1 protein-coding gene is annotated in these 1,160 nt (G+C 67.0%); it reads right to left on the bottom strand.

Annotated elements, in window-relative coordinates; translation table 11 throughout:
- Nucleotides 1–149 precede the first annotated feature (149 nt).
- Nucleotides 150–1,001, bottom strand: coding sequence for a class I SAM-dependent methyltransferase (locus ACIRS4_RS38095; protein WP_404204842.1), 852 nt, complete (start codon nt 999–1,001; stop codon nt 150–152).
- Nucleotides 1,002–1,160 lie beyond the last annotated feature (159 nt).

Below are 1,160 nucleotides of genomic sequence, written 5' to 3'. Positions count from 1 at the left end.
CCCGATTCGCCCTGGCACAGAGAGCCCATCGCGCCCGGTGAAGACATGCGGCGCTACCCAAATCAAGGCGAGGGTAGAAGCTCCCGGGAAACGCCAGTGAAGTCCAACGACCCGCGTTGTCCCGACTACCGGACCAGGGGGCGAGGGGTTCAGTGGGTCAAGCGAAGGACGGCGCTCCACGGGATGATCGTTCCGGGTTTGCGCGGATTCGGCTGGGGTAGCCCGGCGAAGAGTCGGTAGAGCGGTGAGAGACGTCGAAATCGGCTGGCCGCCAGCAAGATCGACTCGATGTCGAGAACGGTCCATCCGTCTTCCTCGAAGAACGCGACGCCATTGGCCGGGGTGAAGGTGAAGGGCGCGTTCTTCAGCAAGCCGTCGCCGCTGCGCTCGAGACGCTCGGCGATCACCACGGACACGATGTCGACGACCCACCAGGCGACCTCACGGCGCCGGAAGTCGAAGGCCAGGTCGCGGACCTCCTCCGGCCGCAGGTACATGACCAGTCCTTCGGTGATCACGAAGGCTCGTGACGCACCCGCCAGGGCGTCGGCGAGGAACACCTTGCGCGCGATCGGATCGGCGAGATCGACCCCGCGCCTGATCAGTCGGCAGCGCGGCGTCTGCCATTCGAGCAGTCGCTTCTTCTCTTCCAGCAGCGCGGGTAGATCGGCCTCGACCCAGATCAGGTCCTTCGGCAGGTCGAGCCGGTACGGTCTGGTGTCCAAGCCGGCGGCCAGGTTGACGACGCGGTCGCACCCCTCGGCGATCGCCGAGGTGATCATGTCGTCGATCAGCTTGGTGCGGGCGACGATCGGCCATCCGTGGTCGCCCATCACCCGTCTGGTTTCGGCCGCGATCGCCGGGCCCACCTCACCGGCGAGCATGCCGGCCAGCGGATCGTGGAACAGGGCGTCGGGGCGGTCCGATTCGATGGCCCGGTAGACCGCGACCCACCGCGCGGTGTCGGACACGCTGGAGATGATGGGCTTCATCTCGGTCATGGGAAGCCTTCCTGTGTAGTCGTCCGAGGGTGTCCGGGTCTCACTCGCCGGCGGCTATCGCCGCCGCGATGCGCGCACGCAGTTCGGACGCCGCAATCACCGCGTCGACCGAGCCGACCCGCACCGCCCGCTGAATGCTGTGCACGCCATCGAATTCGG

Origin of the sequence: Streptomyces sp. NPDC101166, assembly GCF_044768125.1 — a bacterium.
Lineage (GTDB): Bacteria > Actinomycetota > Actinomycetes > Streptomycetales > Streptomycetaceae > Streptomyces.
The sequence above is the reverse complement of the archived record's forward strand: the minus strand, read 5'-3'. Positions and strand labels throughout refer to the sequence as shown.

Bases quoted from the DNA above. Each gene is read 5' to 3' on its own strand.
- ACIRS4_RS38095 (WP_404204842.1), bottom strand. From the start codon at position 1,001: ATGACCGAGATGAAGCCCATCATCTCCAGCGTGTCCGACACCGCGCGG.